General features: G+C 61.2%; 13 protein-coding genes. 6 read left to right on the plus strand and 7 right to left on the minus strand.

What is annotated here, in order from left to right; translation table 11 throughout:
• Positions 1-397: 397 nt before the first annotated feature.
• The gene (locus tag GOSPT_RS23370) at positions 398-1,120 is read left to right on the plus strand and encodes a metal-dependent transcriptional regulator (RefSeq protein ID WP_083837507.1); all 723 of its coding nucleotides are present in this window, start codon (positions 398-400) and stop codon (positions 1,118-1,120) included.
• Positions 1,121-1,157: 37 nt separating this feature from the next.
• Here the strand turns inward: GOSPT_RS23370 and GOSPT_RS23725 are convergent, their stop codons facing one another.
• Entirely contained in the window at positions 1,158-2,213 is a 1,056-nt protein-coding gene (locus tag GOSPT_RS23725; RefSeq protein WP_005208683.1) for a phosphodiester glycosidase family protein, read from the minus strand.
• Positions 2,214-2,805: 592 nt separating this feature from the next.
• Here GOSPT_RS23725 and GOSPT_RS23375 point away from each other — a divergent pair.
• Entirely contained in the window at positions 2,806-3,741 is a 936-nt protein-coding gene (locus tag GOSPT_RS23375) for an alpha/beta hydrolase family protein (protein ID WP_168431408.1), read from the plus strand.
• 197 nt (positions 3,742-3,938) lie between these two features.
• Here GOSPT_RS23375 and GOSPT_RS22935 read toward each other — a convergent pair whose 3' ends face one another.
• Together GOSPT_RS22935 and GOSPT_RS20715 are read right to left on the minus strand one after the other, a co-directional pair.
• Positions 3,939-4,388 carry a DUF1707 SHOCT-like domain-containing protein gene (locus tag GOSPT_RS22935; protein ID WP_005208693.1) on the minus strand — a complete coding sequence of 150 codons (450 nt, stop codon included), beginning with the start codon at positions 4,386-4,388 and terminating at the stop codon, positions 3,939-3,941.
• A gap of 193 nt (positions 4,389-4,581) precedes the next feature.
• Complete coding sequence (locus GOSPT_RS20715; RefSeq protein WP_005208694.1) at positions 4,582-5,412, minus strand: COG4705 family protein; 831 nt, start codon at positions 5,410-5,412, stop codon at positions 4,582-4,584.
• A 212-nt stretch (positions 5,413-5,624) separates the two neighbouring features.
• Here GOSPT_RS20715 and GOSPT_RS20720 point away from each other — a divergent pair, with 212 nt between their 5' ends.
• Both GOSPT_RS20720 and GOSPT_RS20725 read left to right on the plus strand, forming a co-directional pair.
• On the plus strand, positions 5,625-6,338 hold the full coding sequence (locus GOSPT_RS20720) for a phosphatase PAP2 family protein (RefSeq protein WP_051994123.1): 714 nt from the start codon (positions 5,625-5,627) through the stop codon (positions 6,336-6,338).
• 21 nt (positions 6,339-6,359) lie between these two features.
• Positions 6,360-7,163 (plus strand): COG4705 family protein, encoded by an 804-nt coding sequence (locus GOSPT_RS20725; RefSeq protein ID WP_005208700.1) that lies wholly within the window; start codon positions 6,360-6,362, stop codon positions 7,161-7,163.
• Between the two features lie 216 nt (positions 7,164-7,379).
• Here the strand turns inward: GOSPT_RS20725 and GOSPT_RS20735 are convergent, their stop codons facing one another.
• Positions 7,380-8,132: an ABC transporter permease gene (locus tag GOSPT_RS20735; RefSeq protein WP_005208704.1), complete on the minus strand. Its 753-nt coding sequence runs from the start codon at positions 8,130-8,132 to the stop codon at positions 7,380-7,382.
• Between the two features lie 178 nt (positions 8,133-8,310).
• Here GOSPT_RS20735 and GOSPT_RS20740 point away from each other — a divergent pair, with 178 nt between their 5' ends.
• Positions 8,311-8,949: a DedA family protein gene (locus GOSPT_RS20740; RefSeq protein WP_005208705.1), complete on the plus strand. Its 639-nt coding sequence runs from the start codon at positions 8,311-8,313 to the stop codon at positions 8,947-8,949.
• A gap of 29 nt (positions 8,950-8,978) precedes the next feature.
• Here GOSPT_RS20740 and efeO read toward each other — a convergent pair whose 3' ends face one another.
• From efeO to efeB, 3 genes are read right to left on the minus strand one after another with little or no spacing between them, the layout of a single operon-like run.
• On the minus strand, positions 8,979-10,187 hold the full coding sequence (gene efeO / locus GOSPT_RS20745) for an iron uptake system protein EfeO (protein ID WP_051994124.1): 1,209 nt from the start codon (positions 10,185-10,187) through the stop codon (positions 8,979-8,981).
• Positions 10,188-10,200: 13 nt separating this feature from the next.
• Entirely contained in the window at positions 10,201-11,103 is a 903-nt protein-coding gene (gene efeU, locus GOSPT_RS20750) for an iron uptake transporter permease EfeU (RefSeq protein WP_005208707.1), read from the minus strand.
• A gap of 55 nt (positions 11,104-11,158) precedes the next feature.
• Positions 11,159-12,499, minus strand: coding sequence for an iron uptake transporter deferrochelatase/peroxidase subunit (gene efeB, locus GOSPT_RS20755; protein WP_039856921.1), 1,341 nt, complete (start codon positions 12,497-12,499; stop codon positions 11,159-11,161).
• Between the two features lie 142 nt (positions 12,500-12,641).
• On the opposite strand from efeB, the gene GOSPT_RS20760 reads away from it, so the two are divergent.
• Positions 12,642-13,985, plus strand: coding sequence for a sensor histidine kinase (locus GOSPT_RS20760; RefSeq protein WP_083837509.1), 1,344 nt, complete (start codon positions 12,642-12,644; stop codon positions 13,983-13,985).
• Positions 13,986-14,355: the final 370 nt, after the last annotated feature.

The following is a 14,355-nucleotide window of genomic DNA, read 5'->3' on the forward strand; positions in this document are numbered from 1 at the left end:
GGACAATCAGGACTCTAAAACCACCCGGACCGGCTCACGGGGGACACGCCACTCATGTGACGGCCACGAGCACACCGACTCAGCGAACGGATGGTCTTCGACCTCAGATGCTGCACTGAATCGGGCCCCACGCTGTGCAACCTCGTGCTTCGCGTCGACCGTGTCGGTGATGCAAGGCGACGGCCGACGAACGGAATGGGTTTGGAGTGCCGCTCATTCTTAGTGGATGCTGAGTAGCTTTTCGCGATTGACCTCGGTACAGCTAGGTTCACCTCAGAGAGGCGTCGGCGAGTAGCAGCGACTCGTGATGACGTGGTAGGCGTACGGGCCGCGGTCCGGTGCAGCGATAGATTCGCCACCCGATGCAGGCAGCTGCCAGCACCGTAGCGACGACAGAGTGGTTGTCGGACGAAGGAGGCGAATCGTCATCGAAGTCAGTCGAACCTTCGCCGCTTATCTAAGGACGATCTACAACCTTCAAGAAGACGGCGTGCCCGTGCTGCGTGCGCGGCTGTGCGAGCGGCTAGGGCAGGCAGGTCCCACAGTGACACAAACAGTGAATCGGCTCGCCAGTAGCGGGCTCCTCGCCGTCAACGGGGCAAGCCCGCTGGCACTCTCCCAGACGGGCCTTGATGCAGCTATCGTCGTCACTCGCCGCCACCGGCTAGCTGAACGACTGATGACCGATGTTCTCGATCTACCAACGCAATTGGCGCACGCGGAAGCAGCTCGTTGGGAGTACTCGATGGGCCCAGACGTCGAACGGGCGATCGTCAATCAACTCGACGATCCAACGCTGTCACCATGGGGGATCCCCATTCCTGGCCTAGATCAGCTCGGGGTCGAAGCGAGGACGCTGGCGCCCGCCACCAGACTCAAAGACCTGCCTAGGACCAAGCGTCCGGTCATCGCCACGGTGCGCAGTGTGTCAGAGGACACCCAGGATGACCGCGAACGGCTCACCGAATTGATCAACGCCGGGATCATCCCTGGGGCACAGATTTCGATCACAGCGACTGCCGATTCCATTGAGGTGCGAGGCCTCAACACGATGGTGCTGTCGCCACGTCGGTCGCATTCGATACAGATCGACCTATCCCCAACTGCCGCCACGTCATAGGACCACGAGCACTGAAGGCTCTGGTGTGCAAGAAGGTTCAGCACCTGTTGGTGGTGGCGTAAAAGAAGTCACGGCGGTCTGGGACCATGTAGCGGTAGGCCGAACCGGGCATGGTTTCAAGCAGTCGATGGGGTCCGCGTTGACTCTGAGTCGTCGGCCAGATCGCGTATCCTGAGTTTCCGCTGTGCATGTCGAGTTCCATTGCGGTAGTCGCTCCCGCGAGTGTCAAAGCTCGTGCAAGCGTAGGTAGATTCATCATGTCACCCGCAACATAGATCAGGTTGCCGTCCCGATCCACGCCAAGACCGGAGCGCCAGGTGTATTGGCTTTCGAGTCTGGCTCCGCCCCAGGCGAGTCCACCGTCACCCAAAACAGGCAGTGGGCGCCCTGCGTCAACGATCAGCCCGAGATTCTGGCGCACTGCCATCACTGTGGGTGTCATGTGCACGTCGCGGCCCCATTTGCCGATTCTTATGTGACCGGCGTCGTCGATGATTATGGACGCCTGCCCATCTTGCAGTGGCCGGTAGTCGCGGTGGTGGTGGTATAGACCTCCGGTGATATCGGCGAAGCGAAATCCGGAGTTGAAGCTGGCAACCATACTGTTCCAACATGTTTCGGGGATCTGTGCAAGGCTGGTCGGATCAGACGGCAGCATTTCACGCGTCCCCAGACCCATCGAGATGTGCGCTCTGCGTGAAATGACTGAAACCCCGGCGACGACGCTAGGATACGCAGGATCGGGTTCGAATCGTGCGCTGTAGCTCAGTGGCACACCGTCGAGGCCTGGACGGCCGGCAACCCAGCTTGGTTCGTGTACACCCCCTACTGGTATTGGCAAGCGGGCAAGCGTTAGGGGCGATGCGTGCGCTTCTCCGGAGTTGGTGTGGAACTGGTGCGGATCGGCGGCCAGGCGGGAGGGGCGGTGGCGGGAATACAGCCATGTTTCGACCACAGTGACGAGCGCCCCCAGGTGGTTGTCGTGCATCCATGCAGATGTCTTGTCGGCGGTCGTCGCGTACCCGGGTTCGGTCAGCGCCCGGACATACGACACGAGTCCTGCGCTCACAAAAACCACCACGACGCCGACCATCGATATGCCTATCCACCTGAGTGCTGCGCGTCGGCGGTGTCGAGGTCGGCATCGTAGGGTCCGCAAGATATTGGAACTCACTGCTGCTCAGTCACTCTCAGTGCTGGGCATCGGGTGTGTCGCCTGGCTCCGGGATATCGGGTTGGCCCGCGGATTCGTGGCTATCGGCGGAGTCGGGGGAATCTCCGGGTTCAGGGCGATCGACCGAGGTCTGAGCGGGGCTCGAGGCGTTGCCAACGGCGTGTGCTACGCCGAATCCGACCCCTCCCGCGACAATGGCTGCTGAAATTGCTGTGACGGTGATACGGCGCAATCGTCGGGCTCGATCCGAACTAGTCATGTTGTGCTCCTTCGTATTTGACTCGCTACCTTGCGAGTCCGTGCCCACAGTCTTGTTCGAATACCTTGTGACAGTGCTGAGTGTTCCTGAGTGCGGCGATCCTCGACGAACAACGAGTCGAGTTACTCAGGATCACCTCAGCGGCCGAGCGTCACACTCTGCGAGACGGCTACAAGAACCTGTTCGCCGACAGAGAAGAGTCCCCAAGTGACACCGCTTTCCGAACCACGAAGCCTCCGATTCGCTATGGCCATGCTGGCGTTCATCGCTGCGCTCGCGACCGTGATAGTCGTCGGCAGAACGCCAACCGATCAAAACGCCACCATTGGGTCCTTCGTCGCATCCTCGTCCTGTCAGCCGCTTCGACTGGCGTACCCCACTGCCACCCCAAGTGATCCGGCGCAGAACTTTGGAGAGCTCTATCTTCCACCTCCCGGCCGTCACGCACGCAGCGGCTTGGTCGTGTTAGTCCACGGTGGCGGCTGGCAGTCGAGACTCGGTGGTCTGCATGGCCTTTCGCCTCTAGCGCGCGATCTGGCAGACGAGGGTCTTGCGGTGTACAACATCGAATACCGCAGAGTCGGGTCCGGAGGTGGTTGGCCGACTACGCTACTCGACGCGCGAGATGCCGCGACGTACGCTGCAGAGCTGCAATCGCACAACCCGCAGTTGCAAGGACCGCTGATCATCGTCGGCCATAGCGCGGGTGGGCATTTGGCTGTATGGGCTGCTCAGCACCAACGATCCGGGCCTGCGCCCTTGGCAGTTTCGGTCGCCGGTCCGCTCGATCTGGAATATGCAGCGACACAGGGCGATCACAACATCGGCAAGCTCATCGGAGGCTCCCAAGCGGATCTGCCGATGAGATTCGCACTGGCAGACCCTAGTTCAACCCTTCAAACCAAGAGTCGAGTCCTTGTCCTACAGGGCACCGATGATCATGTGGTGCCTATCGCAGTCGCCCGTCACTATCTCAACGATGTGAATGTGGGCACGCCACCGCTAGCCAAGATGATCACCATCAAAGGTGCCACACACACCTCGCTCGTGACACGTGGGCGGACCGGCTACACAGCGGTGATCAACGCGATCCTGTCCGAGACCAAGATCCGTCCGGCCCCGCACCTGTCATGCTCTAGCTGCGGCGCGATTGGGGCATCGTGCGGCGCACCACGGGTGGCGCCGTGATGTGCGGGGCCACAGCACCAAAGACAGCTCCCACGGTGACACCTACGGTCATGGGGGCCAACGAGTGGACCAACACTCGCTCACTGATGAAGTCAGCATCGAAGGCCATAAGCGCGACCACACATATCGCGGTCGCCAGCACAGCCGCTGCCAGTGTCAACAGACCTGCGGTCGTGGTCGATACCGTGGTCACGCGACTAGCGTTCGCCATCATCAACGCCCACGTGCTGAAAGTGTTCGTGGTGACCGTCGAGTAGTACCTGTCCCAACCCGATGACGGCACCGAAGACCAGTAGTGCGAGAACTGCCACCAGGACCGCCATACGCCGATGCTGGTTGGCCCACACTAACGTGGTCGTCGTCCACGACCACACGCGTTGGCGCTGGCTGTCCAGCCATGTTGCACTGTGCTGCGTCGGTATAGCAGCAGCGATATCTGCTGTCAGGCAGTCGAGTTCGTCGCTAAACCGCGCAGTCCACACTGCCCGGCACCGCTCGTCATATTCGTCGATGGAGAGCATGTCCTCGGCGAGCCCGGTCCGGAGCACCTCCTCGGTACGCTGGCGATCGGCGCGGCAGGCACGTTGCCGAACAGCGCTGTGGTCGGTCACCTCCGTGGCTGCTGGAACGAGGGGTGTTGTGCTCATGATTCTCCTACCGGTCACCGAATTTCAGACGTCGCTCATCGACGCCAGTTCCAGGTTCCTCACGGGTCCTTAGTGGTCGCTGAGACGCGGCCGCCAGTCTGAACGCTCAGCGGGTAATGCCACCTTCGCCCAGGCGCTGAGCGCCGCGAGATGAATCGAGCCCGTATCGAGCTGCCGTGAAACTGGCGGGGGATCAAGCGTGCTGTGCAGGCTTGTTGGGGTCATCGGAGCCGGTTCGCCAGAGGAAGGCGACCAGCGAGGTTGCCAGGATCAGCGACCCGATGGCGACTGCGCCATCGCCGACACCCAGCCCGATCGGCGACGGCTTGCCGAGCCAGTCCGCGATCGATGCACCTAGAGGACGAGTGAGGACGTACGCGCTCCAGAACGCGGCTACTGCGTTGAGGTGAAAGTACTTCCAGCCGATAGCCGGGGGAACCATGAGGCATGCGTAGAGCACGATCGACCCGGCGAATCCCAATCCGAGGAAGAAGGCACTCCAGTCTCCCAACGCCGTTCCGAGAGCGAAGGTCAACAGGACCGTGCCCCAGTAGAAGATCTCTCGGCGTCGGGTCGTGATCTGGTGGATATTCAGCGTGCGTTCGGTGCGGTACCACAATGTCATCCACAATCCGAGTGCGACGGCGTAGCCAAGGCTCGTTACCGTGGTGGACAGGCCAACGACGTGCAGCCCGTCCGCGCCGACTGTGCCGAAGACGGCGACCGCGGCCACCGCAAACCAGTAGGTGGGTGCGTGGTAGGCGCGCGACCGAAGCTGCAGCCACAACCCGAGGCCCATCCAGACGACGCCCACGACAACGGGCACCGCGACCCCGAATGTCGCCAGGTAGTCCGACATCGCCTCCCCCATACCGGTGGTGGCGATCTTGACGATCCAGAACATGGCGCCGATCGCGGGGACCTTGATCGCCAGCTGCTGGTTCAGTGCTGCCCGAACCCGATGGGGCAACCCGACTGCGGTAAGCGGCAGCGACGCCGACGTGTCGACAGACGATTCCGACATAACAATTCCAATCGTAGATTTCGGAATGGAGACACTTGCGCGTCGCTGCGTAAGCGGAGGTTGTGGGTTGTCTCAAGACACGAATATGTCCGAATTGCGCACGCGCTCAAGTGTATTTGCGCCGCAACCTACGTTCGAATCGGACTCAGCGCCGCTTAAGATACTCAGCGCGACTCAGCATTTCCACAGGGACGCTGGCCGATGGTGGGTGCATGTCGAACTTCACACGTGTGTCGACCGGATCGGCGCTAGTACTCGCGCTTGCCATCGTGGGGGTTGCTCTCCACGCCTCGGGCGGTGGCCCGTTGCCGATCGACTCCACAATCATGACCGCGCTGAATGGAAACCCTACGTCTCAGTGGACGCCGGTTGTCGATGTGTTGACCCTGCTGTTCAGTCCGTGGACGGTCATCGTCTGGACTGCGCTGGCTGCGGTCATCCTGTATGTCCGCGACTCGGGTGCCGTGCGCGCTATCGCCTTGATCGCGAGCGTTGCAAGTGCCGGGGCACTGTGTGAGGCGTTGAAAGTGCTGGTGGCACGGCCACGTCCGCCGGTTACCGACCAACTCGGTGTGCTGGAAACGACGTACTCGTTTCCGTCGGGTCACGTGACCGGGACCGCTTCACTGGTGATCGCTTTCGTGGCCCTCGTCGCCCGATCTGTCGGCATAGCTACACGGATTGTCTTGTGGTCGTGCGCCGCAATCGTGATTGTGCTCGTCTGCCTAACGCGTCTATACCTCGGTGTCCACTGGATCTCCGATGTCGTCGCCGGTATCGGCGTCGCCTGCGCTGCAACGCTACTCATACTTCCCGCAGTTGACCTGACCACGTCGACGTGGAGATCCCACCACAGACACCTTCCCGATTCGACACGAGAGCACGTGAACGCACGTCACCGCAATACCCATGCGCCAAGCCACTGAATTCGAGGAGACCAACCAACCATGAAACCTGACACCCGCAGCGCGACAAAGCTTCTCAGCAAGGTCCCCGAAGTGACCCTCTACTTCTGGATCATCAAGATCCTGGCGACAACCGTCGGTGAAACCGCCGCCGACTACCTCAACGTTGATCTCGGCTTTGGACTCAAGGCCACGACACTCGTGACCGCAGCACTGTTGGCGATCACCCTCGTCGCGCAGTTCAGTGTCACGCGTTATATCCCGGCACTCTACTGGTGGACCGTCCTACTCATCAGTGTCACCGGAACATTGATCACCGACAACCTCACCGACAACCTCGGTGTGCCGCTCACGGTCTCGACCGTCGTGTTCGCACTTGCCCTGGTCGCGATTCTCTCTGTGTGGTATGCCACCGAACGCACACTGTCGATCCATTCGATTCGAACCCGACGTCGAGAAGCCTTCTACTGGGCGACAATTCTGGTGACCTTCGCACTCGGTACCGCTGCCGGTGACCTGATAGCCGAGCGCTGGGCACTCGGCTATCTACCGTCGCTGGTGATGTTCGCGGGCGTCATCGCGGCAATCACGTTCGCACACTACGTCTTCCACCTCAACGCCATCGTTGCCTTCTGGGCCGCATATATCGTGACCAGGCCGCTCGGCGCCTCGTTGGGTGACCTGTTGACGCAGCCGAGTGACGTCGGTGGTCTCGGGATCAACAACTCGCTGGTCAATCTTGTGTTCCTGCTCATCATTCTCATTCTCGTCGGCTACCTGTCACTCACACGCGTCGATCGCATTGAGCAACGAGTCGTCGACCGTCCGGCAGTCGGTGCGTTATGACTCACCGCGCACGTCAGCACATCGCATTGGCCTTGCTGGTGCTCGCCGTGTGCGTGGCTGCGGTCACGCCAGCAATCGACCACGACGCGATTTCTGATGGAGCATCCGTAACCCGGCATGCCGGACACCTCGCCGGTGTGTGGGCCACCGAGTACGCCGAATGGTTCTCGGCCCATCACTGATCGCGCAGGTGAAAGGTCATTCACTTCAGGGTCGTCAGAGTAGACACCGGGAAACCATTTCGACGGTGAGTCGCGCGGCTATGGCGCTCACTGCCAGAAGCGAGATCAGCACGAACAGTTGCATGATCGCCGCTGCGGTAGTCGAGGCTCCACCCAGGATCATGCCCACGAAAGCGCCGGGAATGGTGACCAGACCAACTGAGCGGGTCTGATCCAGTCCGGGAATCAACGCAGTTGCCGCGGTGGGTCTGATGATCTCCAATCGGGCATCGCGGGGCGAGAGTCCCAGCGACAAAGCTGCCTCGACCTCACCGTGACGAGTACGCAGTTCGTCATGTGTGCGTTTGCCAGCGATCGACGTCGTATTCATCGCACCCCCGAACATGATTCCAGCAGTCGGGATGATCGCGATGCCCTGTGCGGGTAATACGCCCACCGCAACCAGTGTCACGACGATCACGATCGTGCTGGCCGATACTGGAGCGAGGCACAGAATGGTCGTCCGCAGGTCGGCACGGTGTGCTGATACGCGTCCTGCCGAGGTTGCCGCAGCGGTGATCGCCATGATGAACACGAACAGTGCCGATGCCCACAGCGCGTGGATGACGAGCGCCAACACCACTGCCAAAGCAGCCAACTGACCGACGGCGCGGCCCACTGCCCGAGCCGTCGCGGTAGCGAGTGCGTGATCGTTGTATCGGTTGACGATGATCGCGATGGCGGCGAGCACTGCGACCGCGATTGCCAGGGCGGGCCCCAGATTGACAACAGTGTGGTCAGCGTTCACGAAGCGCCCCTATGTGCACGTAGTTGTATCCCGACTAGTCGCCCGGTGCTGGTTCCGCGTGATCAGCGGAGCGCTGAGAGATGCATTTCTCAACTCAGCGGCGCTTAAGGTGTCCCGATTTACCTTGGCAGACATGACTTCCCATGCTGTGGCGGCAACCGTGGTCCACGCTAGCGCCATGCCCGGTTTCCTCGACCCTGTGACACTGCTTGGCTACTTCGGTGCCTGGGCACTAGCGGGCCTGCTGGTGGTCATCGCGGTCGAGTCCGGGATACTCTTTCCAATTCTGCCCGGCGACTCGCTGTTGTTCGTTGCTGGGATGGTGATAGCGACGGGGGGCACACGTGGGGTCGACGCGTTCGCAAGTCTGTGGCAGGTGTTATTGCTCGCTCCGATCGCGGCTGTGATCGGAGCCGAGGTCGGTTTTCTTGTCGGGCGCACTGTTGGCACTCGATGGTTCGGCCCCGACAATCGCTTTCTGAAACAGCGATATATCGACGAGTCACATGCATTCTTTGCCAAACACGGACCGATCACCGTGTTCGTGGCTCGATTCGTGCCGATCGTGCGAACGATGACTCCAATCGTTGCTGGAGCGTCGGGAATGCGGCATCGCTCATTCTTCGTGTACAACATCATCGGCGCAGTGGTGTGGGCGTGTGGTGTCACTTTGCTGGGGTATTGGTTGGGCCAGTACACCGTGATCCAGAAACTGATCGAGCCGATATTTGTGGTGATCGTGATCGTATCGGTGGCCCCGATGGTGTGGACTGCGCTCGCGCGGCGCCGCCAAGCCAAGTCCGCAGCGCGGACCTGAAATGGATTGCTCAGGCCCGCGCCGCGCGGTCATCCGAGGACGATGCCTGGGACCTGCGAAAGACTTGTCGACAAGGCATCGATCTTGTCCGACAGTGCCTTCCGCTGATCTGGTGTCACGACGGTGTAGCTGACGTACCCGTCGCCCTGCCGGTACTGGTTGATCGCGGCACGCACATCTGCGAACTGCCCGGTGATTTTGTCCATCAGTTGCGGGTTCTTCGCTGTGATCATCGGTTGCATCTCGGCAATCAAGGTTTCGGCGCCGTCGATGTTCGCCGCGAAGTCCCATAGGTCGGTGTGTGAATAGCGGTCTTCCTCGCCTCCGACTTTCGTTGCTGCGATCTCGTCGATGAGTCCTTGTGGGCCCGCGACGAACTGGCGTGTCTCGAAAGTGAAGTCCTTCTTGTCGACCTCGTTCTTGAGGGTGGTGACGTCAGCGAGGAGCTGTGTCGCGACGGGCGCGATCGCGGCGGCGGTGTCGGTGGCTTTCGCGTTGTCGCCATCGGCGGGAGCGATTTGTCCAGCGCCGTCACCGATCTCGGATGCTTGAGGCGGCCACAGGTACCGTTCCAGGCGATGGAATCCGGTGAATGGCTGCGTGCCGTCTTCGGTGTCGTCCCAGCGCATGTCGATCGCGGGATCGAGTTCAGGAAACGACGCCGCGACCGGCTCGACGCGCTCATAGAACGTTCGGACGCGGCCGAACGATGCGCGAGCGGCATCGAGGTTCCCGCTCTTGACATCGACGGTGAACTGCTCTGTCTGCGATTGCAGACCAGCGAGTTGGCCGCGCACATACTCCAAGTAGCGGGCCTTGGCTGCGTTCACATCGGCCGGTGCCTGAGTTTTGTCCTTCTTGTCTCCGGTGACGGTGATCTGCTTACGGATTCCCGTGCCGACCATCCCGGGTTTACACGCCACCGTGTAGGTGCCGGGATCGACGATCTCGACGGTGAGCTTTCCCGACAGACCCGGCCCGATGTTCTCGACTTCGCCCAGGACTCGGTTGTTGTTCGCGTACACATAGAACTCGGTCACCTTAGATCCGTTGTTGGTGACGTTGAAACTGACGTCACCCGTTGTGGCTGAGTCATTTCCGAGATCGCACGCGGTTTCGGTGGAGGTGACGGTGATGGCTTCCGAGACAGAGTCTTTCGACGTGCAACTCATCACCAGAAGGGGTGTGGCGAGTCCTACGGCGAGTATCCCGACTGGGGCTCTCAGCGTTCTGTTCAACCTCGGTTTCCTTTCAGATGCCGGCGTCAGGTCGGGCCGGAGTCGGGGGTGTCGCGCCGTCTGCTGTAGAAGGCGCCGCTGGGCGAAGGCGATTGGCTCGCAGGAACAGGGTGAGCACAATCGCGACATACAGGCACCACCCCGCGACCTGGAGCACGGTCGGATCGGCACGGAAATTGAAGATGCCTGCGAGGAGAGTTCCGTACCAAGCGGATTGGTCGTAGTGCGCGGTGATGTCGAATGCCAGGTTCGCGCTCCCCGGGAGCCAGCCAACTGTCTGCAACGCGCGAATCCCATAACCCAGAATCCCGGCCGCCACGAAGATCAGGAAGATTCCGGTGTAGAGGAAGAACTTGTGAAAGTTGAGTCGGACCGCACCGCGGTAGAGGAGCACGGTGATCACGACGGCGACGAGAACCCCGATGAACAGACCCAGCAGGGGCCACAGGCCGCCAGACACACTTTCGGCGTATCCGACCATCAGCAGCGCTGTCTCGAAACCCTCTCTGCCGACAGCAAGAAACGCCAAACCGAGAACTGCGGGACCACCGCTGACGAGGGCAGTCGACATACCCTGTTTGAGGTCTGAGGAAATGTGCACGGCCGCTTTACTCATCCACAGCACCATGAACGTCACAATTGCCACGGCGACCAATGAGGCGATACCGGCGATCAGTTCAGCAGTCAGTGTGGTCACAGTCGAGGTGCCGAAGTGGATGACCAGAAAGATCCCGACCACCATCGCCACAGCCAGTGCCACGCCTGCCCACACCCACTTGAGTGCGTCACGTCGGTCAGACTTGACGAGAAATGCCACCAAGACCATCACCACGATGCCGGTCTCGAGGCCTTCGCGTACCCCGATCAGCCCACTGCCGAATAACTGCGCGGGCACAGAAGGGCCAGCCAGAAGCATGGGGTTCTCCTTTGACGGATCGTTCAGGGTCGGCGGATTGGCACTAGCGCGGTGTTCAACTCTCGAATAGTCGTTGACCCCACCATTCGCCGTCGGCGAGGCCAGGGGGGCACGCGAAGAGCGCTGAACCGGTGTGGGTGATGTATTCGCCCATGGCGTCCTTGGCCGCCAATGCGCGTTGCATCGGCACGAACTGGGTATGCGGGTTTCGGCAATAGGCGATGAAGAACAGGCCTGCATCGAGGTGGCCGAAGCCATCTGAGCCATCGGTGAAGTTGTATCCGCGGCGCAGGACCTGTACGCCCTTGAGGTTGTCTGGATGAGCTAGACGAACATGGGCGGTTCGGGCGATCACCGGAACGCTGCCGTTGGTGATGTGAAAGTCAGGAGCGTCGAATTCGTTGGTTTGGCCGAGCGGCGCTCCCTCACCTTTGCTGCGGCCGACAACGATTTCCTGCTCGGACAGTGGCGCTCGATCCCATCGTTCGATGTGCATCCGGATTCGTCGGGCGACGAGGTAACTTCCGCCGGTCATCCACTGCGCGCCAGCCTGGTTGTCGCCGGGTCCGACTCTGACCCATCTATCCAGCGCCGCAGCGTCTTCGGCCTTGATGTTCGCAGTTCCGTCCTTGAATCCGAACATGTTTCGAGGCGTGTCCTGTGTGGTGGTCGTACTCGATGTCCTGCCGAATCCCAGCTGCGACCACCGGACACTGACGACCCCGAACCCCATCCGGGCCAGGTTTCTGATGGCGTGAACGGCCACCTGAGGGTCATCGGCACATGCCTGCACGCAGATGTCACCGCCACTACGAGCAGGTTCGAGTTCATCCTTGGCAAATGCGGGTATCTCGACGAGCGCCTCGGGCCGACGAGGTGCCAGACCGAAGCGGTCACTACCGCCAACCGACATGAAAAGGGAGGGACCGAACCCGATGGTGAGTGTCAGATTGGCGGGTGAGAGACCCAATGCCTCGCCGGTATCACTCGGCGGCACGTACTGCCCCACACCCGTCGCGCCGTCCGGGAAGGTCTCGAGTCCGCGGGTCATCCGCTCCGCGGCCGCCGTCCAATCACGAAGCAGGCGAATCAGTTCCGCGCGGTCGGTCGTGATCACATCGAATGACACGAAATGCAACCGATCCTGTGCCTCCGTAGTGATCCCCGCCTGCTGGCGACCCCTAAACTCCACGATGCCGGTCGGGCGCTCAGGTCGCGTCGCCATGACGCCGGCCGTGGTCGCGGCAGCTGCCAGACCCACGGACCCAACCCCGACTGCACCGAGGACAGTGCGTCGGGACAACAAGGACCCGGCAGACCGGGGCGCCCGACGTCCAGGGTTATCCGGTCGGTCAGCGCCCCCGTCCGTCGGCTCAGAAGGTTTGACGACACACATGTAGGGCATCCTTGCCTGAGGAAGCTTAGGGGACGCTGAGTACGGCCGGAATCGGAATGCGCCGACGACTAGGCTCCGAAGGGTGTATCAGCGCGCGATGGCGATTTTGCGTCGAGGTGTCAGCTGGGCACGTCCTGTGCGCATGCGGCTTACACTGCTCGCAACCGGTCTTGTAGCCTGCGCATTGGCAATTGCTGCGGTCGTGATGGTCGAGGCTTTGCACCACGTTCTGCTACGAAGTGCCGACGCCGCCACATTTGCACGCGCAGAACAGATTGCGAGCACGATCTCGACAGAAGGACTCGGCGGTATCGACGAATCGCTACTGGCGGGCGGACAGAACGTCGCGGTCATCCAGATCACCGACGAATCAGGTGCGCTGCGTTTGGCCAACAAACCCATCTACACACGACCGATGTCCCCGCCGGTGGCCGCAGGGCAACGGTTGACGATCCACGGGGCCCACGCCACCGACACCGAGCAGGAGTTCCAAGCGACCGCCTACGGCGTCAAGACAGCTGAAGGAACACTGACCATCCAGGTTGGTGCCGAGGAAGCGCCGATCAACGCGACAGTCGTCGCCCTTGGGGTCCTGTGCTCGATCGTCTTTCCCTTCATCGTTGTCGGAATGGCTTTCCTCACATACGTTTTCGTGGGCCGAGCGTTAAGACCAGTCGCCGATATCCGTGCTCGTGTCGATGACATATCGGGAGGCAATCTCGCGCAGCGTGTTCCGGTGCCCGCCACCGGAGACGAGGTATCAGCGTTGGCCGTCACCATGAATGAGATGCTCGCCCGAATCGAACTCTCACGCACGCAACAACTACAGTTCGTCAACGACGCGTCTCACGAACTCAACAGCCCGCTCACCACACTGGTTGGGCTGCTCGACCTTTCAAGCGCCAAACGTCAGCCGATCGACCCGGACACAGTCGATTCGGTCATGCTTCCTGATGCTCTCCGACTCAAACAGATGGTTGCTGATCTGCTTTTGCTTGCCCGAGCCGACGAGAGTGGGGTGCCCCTGCACCTGGATGACGTGGATCTTGATGAAATCGTCAGCTCAGAAGTGACGCGACTGGAAGCGCTGACCGAGCACACAGTGGACGCACACATCGTCGCAGCCCGCGTCCGCGGGGACGCAGACAAACTCGCACGAGCCTTACGTAACATCGCCGACAATGCAGCGCGACATGCGGCTGGCCGCCTGTGTGTGACCATGCAACGCGACCCGGACGACACAACGATCACGATCACAGTCGCCGATGACGGCGAGGGCATTCCGGACGCGGACAAGCACCGCGTCACAGAGCGGTTCGTCCGCTTGGACGCATCACGCCAGCGCGGGTCAGGCGGTTCGGGACTTGGTCTGGCCATTGTGTCTGAAATCGTGCGTGCGCACGGTGGCACCGTGATCGTTGGCGACGCCGACGGAGGAGGGGCTTCGGTCGGATTCCGATTGGCGGTCGAGCAAGCTCACGATTAGTCAGCGACGCCTGCTGACACCGGCAGCTCGTAGCGGGTCATCGAACGTGACGGATCGACCGATAAGGCCGTAGTCGTTCGTTATGGGTGAACCGGTGTCACCGACCCCGTCGAAAGGTGAGAACCTGCGCGGGGTCGCTGGTGGGTGACGTACTGGAGCGTGCACGCGGGGCCAGCTTTACGACTTCGCCGGAAGGCGTGATGGGAGTCCAGTCGATCGAGGCTTGCACGTGTGACTCTGAGAGCATCGTGACCTGGGCAGCAGTTGAGAGGGCCGTCCCCCCGTCGCCGTGGTGGGCGCGTTTCTCTAGCGCTTTCACCAACCAGATTGGTTGCTCATTTGTTGTTTTCACGGGTTCGGCTTTGTTCCA

The organism is Gordonia sputi NBRC 100414, assembly GCF_000248055.1.
GTDB lineage: Bacteria > Actinomycetota > Actinomycetes > Mycobacteriales > Mycobacteriaceae > Gordonia > Gordonia sputi.

What these genes read in the sequence shown, in the direction of transcription:
- GOSPT_RS23375 (WP_168431408.1), top strand. Translation starts at nt 2,806, where the DNA reads ATGCTGGCGTTCATCGCTGCGCTCGCGACCGTGATAGTCGTCGGCAGA.
- GOSPT_RS20760 (WP_083837509.1), top strand. Translation starts at nt 12,642, where the DNA reads ATGCGGCTTACACTGCTCGCAACCGGTCTTGTAGCCTGCGCATTGGCA.
- GOSPT_RS22935 (WP_005208693.1), bottom strand. Translation starts at nt 4,388, where the DNA reads ATGAGCACAACACCCCTCGTTCCAGCAGCCACGGAGGTGACCGACCAC.
- efeU (WP_005208707.1), bottom strand. Translation starts at nt 11,103, where the DNA reads ATGCTTCTGGCTGGCCCTTCTGTGCCCGCGCAGTTATTCGGCAGTGGG.
- GOSPT_RS20720 (WP_051994123.1), top strand. Translation starts at nt 5,625, where the DNA reads ATGTCGAACTTCACACGTGTGTCGACCGGATCGGCGCTAGTACTCGCG.
- GOSPT_RS23725 (WP_005208683.1), bottom strand. Translation starts at nt 2,213, where the DNA reads ATGGTCGGCGTCGTGGTGGTTTTTGTGAGCGCAGGACTCGTGTCGTAT.
- GOSPT_RS20715 (WP_005208694.1), bottom strand. Translation starts at nt 5,412, where the DNA reads ATGTCGGAATCGTCTGTCGACACGTCGGCGTCGCTGCCGCTTACCGCA.
- efeB (WP_039856921.1), bottom strand. Translation starts at nt 12,499, where the DNA reads ATGTGTGTCGTCAAACCTTCTGAGCCGACGGACGGGGGCGCTGACCGA.
- GOSPT_RS20740 (WP_005208705.1), top strand. Translation starts at nt 8,311, where the DNA reads ATGCCCGGTTTCCTCGACCCTGTGACACTGCTTGGCTACTTCGGTGCC.
- GOSPT_RS20725 (WP_005208700.1), top strand. Translation starts at nt 6,360, where the DNA reads ATGAAACCTGACACCCGCAGCGCGACAAAGCTTCTCAGCAAGGTCCCC.